At 46.5% G+C, this 8,387-nt stretch carries 4 protein-coding genes; all 4 read right to left on the reverse strand.

Annotated features, from left to right (window positions below; translation table 11 throughout):
- Positions 1 to 21: 21 nt before the first annotated feature.
- Positions 22 to 2,754 carry a S8 family serine peptidase gene (locus tag ACM64D_RS01975; protein WP_415061506.1) on the reverse strand — a complete coding sequence of 911 codons (2,733 nt, stop codon included), beginning with the start codon at positions 2,752 to 2,754 and terminating at the stop codon, positions 22 to 24.
- Positions 2,755 to 2,930: 176 nt separating this feature from the next.
- Positions 2,931 to 3,233, reverse strand: coding sequence for a hypothetical protein (locus ACM64D_RS01980; protein ID WP_415061507.1), 303 nt, complete (start codon positions 3,231 to 3,233; stop codon positions 2,931 to 2,933).
- 234 nt (positions 3,234 to 3,467) lie between these two features.
- Positions 3,468 to 6,935: a DUF1566 domain-containing protein gene (locus ACM64D_RS01985; RefSeq protein ID WP_415061508.1), complete on the reverse strand. Its 3,468-nt coding sequence runs from the start codon at positions 6,933 to 6,935 to the stop codon at positions 3,468 to 3,470.
- A 301-nt stretch (positions 6,936 to 7,236) separates the two neighbouring features.
- Entirely contained in the window at positions 7,237 to 8,310 is a 1,074-nt protein-coding gene (locus ACM64D_RS01990; RefSeq protein ID WP_415061509.1) for an HNH endonuclease, read from the reverse strand.
- Positions 8,311 to 8,387 lie beyond the last annotated feature (77 nt).

Here is an 8,387-nt window from a genome sequence, read left to right on the forward strand (position 1 = left end):
ATAGGACGCAGGTACCTGCGCCTACGGGCATTCACCATTGAGGTGTTTTGAGCAGATGTCTTGGAATGTGGCTCGGAGGTGATCTTTGGCACCGTTTAAGCCCATTTCTGTCTTCCATCTTGCGAAGAGCGAAATGTAGTAGGCGACACCACCACTATCAGGCTCTCGGCGCAGATAGGATCGGTAAGCCGCCACGACAATACCTTCATCGGAGTTGGCCATCTCTTGGCGAACGGCCTCTTGGCTGGCTCCAGATGTCATTCGATTTATGAAGTACGCCTTACCTCCTGCATCGGAAGATCGACCTAGGACCTCTCGGTAAAGAGCTTCCACTACCGGGCCATAATCATAAGTCGGCGTCGGTGTTGGAGTCGGGCTTGGTGTTGGGGATGGACTAGGACTTGGGGTCGGTGTTGGAGCTGGCGCTCCCCCGCACTCACCGTTGACATGATTTTCACATATACTAGTTAGATCTCTTTTTGCCCAATCTCGAGCTTCAGAGATGGACGACTGGGCGGCAATATCTTGAATCCTCTTCAAGTAGTACTGAAGCCCCGAAGCATCGGCCTTTCGCTTTAAGATAGAGACATAAAGATCTTGTACATATCTTTCATCAGACGCCTTCAAGGCGTCACGCACTTGATTCAACGTCATGGAGCCTGACTTTAAAAGACCGACGAAGTAATTCAATCCACCTTCGTCTGGTTCGCGTTCTAAGACCTCTCGATAGATTGTTGTCACTTGAATTCTCAAGTCATTGTCATTTTGTGGGGGCTTAGGAGCTTCGCCATTGAAAAGCGGCAAACCAGCTAAAGGCGTGTTGGCAAATCGTGCTTTCACCTCGGGAATCGCCAAGAAGAAACGGACACACTCTCGAGCCGTCAACTGGTCGCGATATATTAGCTTATCGGCCCAGGAGATGGTTTCACCATAGGTTTGTCCTTCAAAATAATTGGTATCCATGATCTTACCAAACATCAGGTAGTACATCGTGGGAACATAGAAATGATCCACGTTGTAGGAGACCGTCGTATTCACGAAAGCCGGTTTCACGCGGGTGTCCATTCCGATCATATTAATGTATTCTTGAGACTCAAACATGGACGTGAAAAAATCTTCCACGGTCGTTTGTTGTCCGCGGATAGCTCGGGCCCAATAATCAAGACCGCCCTGGTCTCCACTTCTCTTAAAGGCAACCGCATAAACACTGTCGACAAAGTCCACCAAGGGATCAATATTTTTAACAGCCGGAATTACACGTCCCGCCCCCAAAGCCTCGCCAATTTTTTGCATATCAAGACGTTTTCCTCCCCGAGTTTTAGAAAGGAATTCGTTCTTCGATGGAGAGTTTTCCAAAATAAAAGATTCAACAGAGGCCGGAGTATAGCTTGTACTTGACTCCTTGAGGTGCGCGATCACATTCCCCACAACACCGGCCATCACAGGTGTTGCCATGGAGGTTCCGGAGAGTCGTTTATAACCATTTCCAAGATGGGTCGACAAAAGTCCCGTGTCGACTTTTTCTGCTCTGCTAAAGTAAACACTTCCAGGCGCCGCGATATCCACATAACTAGGGCTGTAGTTAGAGAACTCACTGATTTGTTCATCCCTGGTGTTCATCGAAGCGACAGTCATAACACCTTGAAGCTGGCCATAGAGAGCGGGCCACATTTTTTGTTGCCCTTGAGCAAAACCAAGCTCCATGCTGTCGTTACCTGCAGCGATGAGGACCACAAGATTGTTATTTAAGGCATCCCTCAACATTTCTGTTTCTAGAGGCTTTTTATCAACCAATACGTCGAAGCTGTACCCTAAGCTGAGGTTGGCAACATCAGCTCCTTCTTTAACGGCCATCTGAATGGCGTTAAAGATAAGTGTGATATCTCCCTTCCCGTCTTTATCTAGGATACGATAGGGAATGATTTCACAGTTATTAAAGCAAGTTCCAGAAACTCCGACACCGTTATTTGTCGAAGCTGCAATCAGCCCAGCCACATGACTTCCATGGCCATGCTCATCGCGCATCTGATTAGTTTGTAAAATAAAGTCCCAGCCCATATTTTGGCCGTCTTTTTTAGCAATCACACGACTGAGATCTGGATGCTCAACACTCACTCCAGTGTCGATCACCGCAACCTTCACCTTATGTTGTGCTGCCACTTCCCGTCCCAAGACGGTTTTATATGCAGCCTCTCCACCAATAGTTTTAAAGTGTTCCTGCGAGGAAATATCAGGATCATTCGTAAAGGCCACTTTGAAGGTGGTATTGTTGGTGATCCCCACAATACAGCTTTCATTTTGCGCAAACTGATCGATCATCTGAGCTGTAACACCAGAGTGGGTCACAGCCCGATAGGCTTGGCGACGAAGAGCCATCGTCGCGTCTTTCACAACAAAATGACTTTTTAAAATATCAGAAACCGTTTTGTTTTTTGCGGCGACACACTGGTTGTCAATAAGGATCGCCAAAGTGACTGTTGATTCGACCTTATCCTGTCCCGAAGCTTTTACATAAACTTGAGAGGCTGAGGCCTTCTGACGGCCCGGCATTTCAATGGGAATAGAGATCTGCACTTTTTGTTTTGCAAACTCTGATTGGGGAGCACTGAGCGTCGGAGTACTTACAATCGAGCTAAGATCCTCTTGATTCATGGCTTCAAATCCGGATCTTCCGCAGTTATTAAACGATAAAGAAATACCCGTTGCCGCAAGTATAAACACCGTCGTTCTTAACGATTTCGGATAGAAAACCATATTCCCCCCCCAAGGCCTGTGCTATACCATCGGCTTGCCGACGTAGGCTTTTAAGACAGTCCCTACAGAATCCCTCAGAAAAACGGAGTGTCTCAAATTGGAAGGGTCCAAGCCCCGCATGATCTTTAAGATTCAGGCCATGCAAGGCTGGATTTAATGCTGAATTGAATTAAGACCTATTTTTCGATGCAACACAAAGAGCCTTTGAACGGATATGCGTAGGTTTTGAACAGGTACGCATATCCCTTGCTCTTACATTGACTATCGTAATCCATCAACCCCTCCGTCCCCATGGATCCTTGAGAGGTTTGCCCCTCAGGGCTTGTCAAATTGAACGATGGGAGGCTCGGATCAAAAATAGTCAAAGACCACTGTTTAGAAGATGATGAGCCCCCCGTGGGAATACACTTAAAGTCTTGAGAATACGCCGCATGAGCGATAGATCCAGCAGATAGCAACAAGAGTAAAATTATTTTCATGAAATATCTCCTTTATCACAAAATGTAACGTCATGATGAAGAATGCTTCCTCCCACAACGAAGTTGCATCCGAATCTCTTGCCGCATTTATGCCACTTCAAATTCTTTGTATTTTCGAATTGAAGCCCCAAAACTTGCGCAAAAACTTTACGGGTGCCGGAGATACGCACCCGTTTGGTTCTTATTAATTATTTCGTGGGAACATGAAGACTGCCTACAGTCGTCTTCCAAAAATTAGAATCTTCGCACACATCGCACTAATGAACTGGTGGTCTTGTTGTAGAAGTCGTCGTAGTAGCCCTGGTGACCATCCGAAAATCGCTGGTACCACGCATAGCTACCGCTATATTCTGTGGACGACCAGTAAAAAGATCCGCTCGTATTCAAACCCGGAATAGATGCTTTATTTGTATAAAACAAATTCAGCTCGTAACGATTTGGCAAGTACCAGTCACTGTAACCACCATACACCAGTTTATCGCAATATCTTGCCGCCGCATGATAGCCTCCTGAAGCGCCATTCGTGATGCCTACAATATTTGTCGTATTCGTACTTCCGTAATCAGCATCGGTATTCGAAGAACCGTAGCCTGTTCCGTTGGAAGTTGTCTTGTTTGTCAAAGCAGGAATATCGTACCAGCTGCCAGTTCCATTATTCCAGAACTTCGCCAAAGCATCTGTTCCAGAGCATGTCGGAGTGAAATCGGCACTAGGATACGCAGATGAACCAGAGCCAACAATCTGTCCTGCGGGGATTTCTCCACAACCACCCGGTGTTGTCATGTATCTATCCGTGCCCGATCCACTTGTGGCACCGGGACTTAAACTTCCCAAGAAAATCGCTCCTCCGACGCATGTTGTTCCCGGCGACGGCGAACTGGAACAGGCATCATTAATACTTGTCCAGCTTACTTCAGCGCTTGAAGCACCTATGTTTCCAAAGGCATCAATCGCCCTAACCAAAACACTATATTGAGTATTCATGGCCAAGCTTAATGATCCCACATCGCTGCCACTGGTATGATTCGCCCAAGCCTTAATCACACTTGAATCAGAAGTTTTAATAATTTGAACTTGGTGGTTAGCAACCGTACTTCCACCAACATCGCTGGCCGCGACATAAGTAATGGTCGGAGAATTTGTTACGTTCGAAGGCACAGAGCCCAGTGTCACCCCAGTTGGCGCCGTCGGTCCCGCGTTGTCGACATTATAACTTGTGGAGGGTCCCACCGCAGGAGCATTATCACCCGTTGTAGATAGAGCCGTATTAGCAGCAATCGAAACATTAACTGTTCCCGTTCCAGAGCAACCATTTATAGTCACCGTGCGAGTAGCCCCTGAACCCGTAACGCTGGCCACAGAGCAGTCCGTTGGTGATGTCCCGCCGATTGTGATATTTCCACTAGCAAGACTGATTGAAGACGTATCAACGCCAGAGCCATAAGTCACATCAAACGTCACCGGACCCGATTTTACTAAAGAGCTACTGGGGGCACCAATCGACAAGCTTGCAAGAACCCCCGATGAAATGTTTGTCCAACTTGTTCCGTTGCAGTATTCCATCTTTTTCGACGTGCTATTATAACGCAAAGAGCCCTCAGTACTCGCATCGCACGAAGCACTTGAGTTGGCAACCTTGATTCGCTCTGCGCTGACCGCTCCACTCACCGTTAAAGTTCCCTGCATGACCACATTATCTATAAATGTTTTCACGCCTTTAAAACTTTGTGCAATTTGATTAACGATTCCGTCTGCAGAACTGCTGGCCGCAGGCATTCTCGCTGCCGCGAGAGTACCACTGACGATATTCGAAGCATTGGTCGCATCTGTCGTGGCTGAAGCCGCAAGCCCTGTCACCTGTCCCGAGGGCAAACTGATATTGGTGCAAGAAAGGTTGTCGGTCGCTGCCGTCCACGTTAACGTCTGATTTGAAGTACAGCCTACCGTACCGCCACCAAATGTTGAAGCTCCAGTCACCGTTGATCTTAAGTCAAACATTGAAATATTATTAGGCACCCAGTTCGTACCATCGAATCGTAACACCTGTCCTGCGGCTGTCGCCGTTGTGCTTACCGTTTGACCTTTAATTTTTTCAACACTCGTGGCGTTTTGCGCCCCAGTGACATCCCCACTCAAACTGCCGCTAAATCCACTGGAAGTTGCGGATGCCCATTGAGGGTTTGCCGCAGGACCTTGCGTTTTCAAAAACTGACCACTCACCCCCGGAGGCAGAACACTCCAGCCAGCAACATCTCGATAAAGAAGACTCCCTTGAGTTGTGCCTCCGGTCATCGAGTCGATCAAAGTAGACAAGGAAGTAGCAACAGGCGCGGCACTCCCCCCGGAAGTATTGGCTAAAATCATCTTGTCGTTGATATTCGCAAGACCCACTGTCACTGATCCTGAGGAGCCTCCGCCAGACAAACCTGTCCCTGCTGTGATTTGAGTGATCGTGCCACTGGCACCACTACTGGCAATCAGGATCCAACTACTTCCATCGTATCTATAAATTTTTTGACTGTCGGTCGCCATAAACACCTGCCCCGTCAGAGGGGAAGATGGCTTCGCGGCGTCTAAACCAGCGGACATTGCCGGGACATTGGTGTTAGCATCACTCCCCGCATTTTGAATCGAATCGGTGATACCATAACCAAGAAGAGTTGTAGGTTTACCGGTGGTGATCTTCGAGTAATCAAGACTGGGAATTTCGCTGGCACTTAAACTTAGCTGCGAACTTGGAATTTTCCCAGAGCCATTCAAAGTAGCCAGACCATTGTTCACGCCTTTTTGTGTCGTGATTCTAGAATCGGCTGCCGTATTGAAGTCGCTCAGGTCACTAGATGTCAGAGTGACGTCTCCCGTTCTTCCCGCAACGCTCGACACAGCTCCACCACCACTCAGCGTCGCCCAGGTTCCGTCACCGCGAAGGTATGTCGTCGCACTCGCTGTTCCTGTCGGACTGAGTGTTGCCAACGGCCCCAGCCCCAAGCTTGTTCTCGCCCCACTCGCAGAAGTCGCGCCCGTTCCTCCGTTGGCAATCGCCACAGTCCCGCTCACGTTCGCCGCCACTGTGGCGGTTGCGGCATTTCCCGTGATATTTGCACTCAATGTCGTCCCTGAAGAATTCGCGCCACTTAAAATAGCGTCTAACTTCGTAAATCGATTAAAAATACTTTCAATATTTGTCTGTGTGAGATTTTGAGCTTCATTGACGCTCACAAACTGGGAATCACTTTTTCCATTCAGAGTTTCCGAGTTCACTGCGTAGGCGACGGCTCGCATATTAAAGTCCGCAATAACTTCATCCATTTGCCCACCAGAAACCCGGGGTATCTTCACTATTAAACGAATCTTTCTTCCATGATAGGTGCTTGGATTATAGACACAGTTAAAACCATTGATGGCCTTTGAATTGTCCATAACTTCTTTTATTGAAAGAGGAGGATTTGGATTCGAACTCAGGGGCGTGGTCGCAGAAGAACTGCCAATCACCAAATTTAGATAACCTTCCGAAATATTTACGCCGGAATGCTCTTCTTCGCGCAAAACACAGCTGTTCACTGGATCTAAAATCTGCAATGTAGCGGTCACTCCCAAGGCAGTGGGATACTGCCCCTCGGGATCTTTTAAAATCGCTTGAAAGCTCATGCCCTTATGTTGTTCGGCTTGTGCGACTGTTGATGAAAGAATCAACAATATCATTATTAAACCGTTCCTAAAGCACATGTGAATCCTCCGAAGAAATAAGGTCCCCTATGTTTTTCGGAGATTAGCTGTAGGCATTTAAATTAGAAGCTACATTTAAGTCTTAAAGTTAATCAATAAAGTCTACATTTAACCCCGACCACGTTCTTCGTTATGAGTGTCTCAAGGTCGAAGACGTCATTGCTTGTAGTGACGTCAGGACTCGACAACGCCCGTTTCAATTTTTGTAGGCTCAGAATAAATCCCTACAGTGGAGTTTTTTGGATCTTTCCTTTCTAAAGTCCTTCCATAACACTCTTTAACTAGGCTTTATTAAATCAAATCTTTCAGCCATTAAAAGGTTATGAGACCGACAGAGGACTCTTAGATTTTGTGGATGATCAACTCCCCCCAAAGCTTTGGGGAAAATATGGTCTATCTGGAGTTGATAAGTGGAGCCACAAGTCTTGCCGTTTCTACTTTTAAACTGACAGCGATGATCCGCGCGGATGAAGAGTTCACGTCGGATATTTAACGAAATATACTGTCGTTTCATTGTTGGGACGACTTTAGCCAATGATTTAGTTTCGTTGTTTACTTTAGGTTCGTTAGCGATCTTAGCTTCGTCACATATTCTTTCGTCCGCATTTATCTTTTCTATCTTCTCAATTATTTCTATTTTTCTTCCTTTATCTATTTTGCATTGCCTATTTATTTCCTCGAAACGGTTTGTCTTCTTAGCGGCGAAGCTCTGCGTTGAATTTTCTTTTGTCGAACCCACCTTGGCTTTATTGAACTTTTTGGCCAAAGTGACAATAATTTCACTCCAAGATCCATTAGGACAAATATGCGAAAGGAGCTCCTTGGCCTTTTGCAACTCCGTATAGTCCTCACCACTGAAAGTAATTTCCAAACGGACACTGTCATCGGCTTGGGGCTTTATCATCTGACTCTTCTGTGGGGGTTGATTAAACTGAAGAGTCAGGATCTTTTGTGTTTCAAAAGTATTCTTGTTTTCGATTTCTTTGAGTATTCTTTGGGTATTCACATTTGAAGGCTTCCCTCCCGAAGTTCGTATTTCTTCCTTGAGGCACTTTTGCACCTGAGTAAGTTGCGATAGATTTAAGGATCCAGATTCCAACTTATCAGCAATAGCCGGAATTTGAATTAAGAGCCGTGCCGATTGCAGGCGGCGGTACGCGCTGGATTCCGAGTAGCCCAATCCTTTGGTCAAATAGGAATACATTCCGTCATAACCCAGATCGGCGTAAAGCCTTCGGGACTCCATTTCGTTGATATGTAGGAGAACCAGATGGGTGATTTTTCTCTCCGTCCGAGCGAGTTTTTCAAGACGCTGAGTTAGTTCTAAGTTGGAGATATTTTTTAGATCCATCGGCGAACTCCTGGCTTTCTTGTTTCTTGTTTCTTGTTTCTTGTTTCTTGTTTCTTGTTTCTTGTTTCTTGTTTCTT

This window comes from Bdellovibrio sp., assembly GCF_047637665.1.
In the GTDB taxonomy this organism is placed as follows: Bacteria; Bdellovibrionota; Bdellovibrionia; order Bdellovibrionales; family Bdellovibrionaceae; genus Bdellovibrio.

Coding starts and splice junctions, on each gene's coding strand:
- ACM64D_RS01975 (WP_415061506.1), bottom strand. CDS start 2,754: ATGGTTTTCTATCCGAAATCGTTAAGAACGACGGTGTTTATACTTGCG.
- ACM64D_RS01980 (WP_415061507.1), bottom strand. CDS start 3,233: ATGAAAATAATTTTACTCTTGTTGCTATCTGCTGGATCTATCGCTCAT.
- ACM64D_RS01985 (WP_415061508.1), bottom strand. CDS start 6,935: ATGATATTGTTGATTCTTTCATCAACAGTCGCACAAGCCGAACAACAT.
- ACM64D_RS01990 (WP_415061509.1), bottom strand. CDS start 8,310: ATGGATCTAAAAAATATCTCCAACTTAGAACTAACTCAGCGTCTTGAA.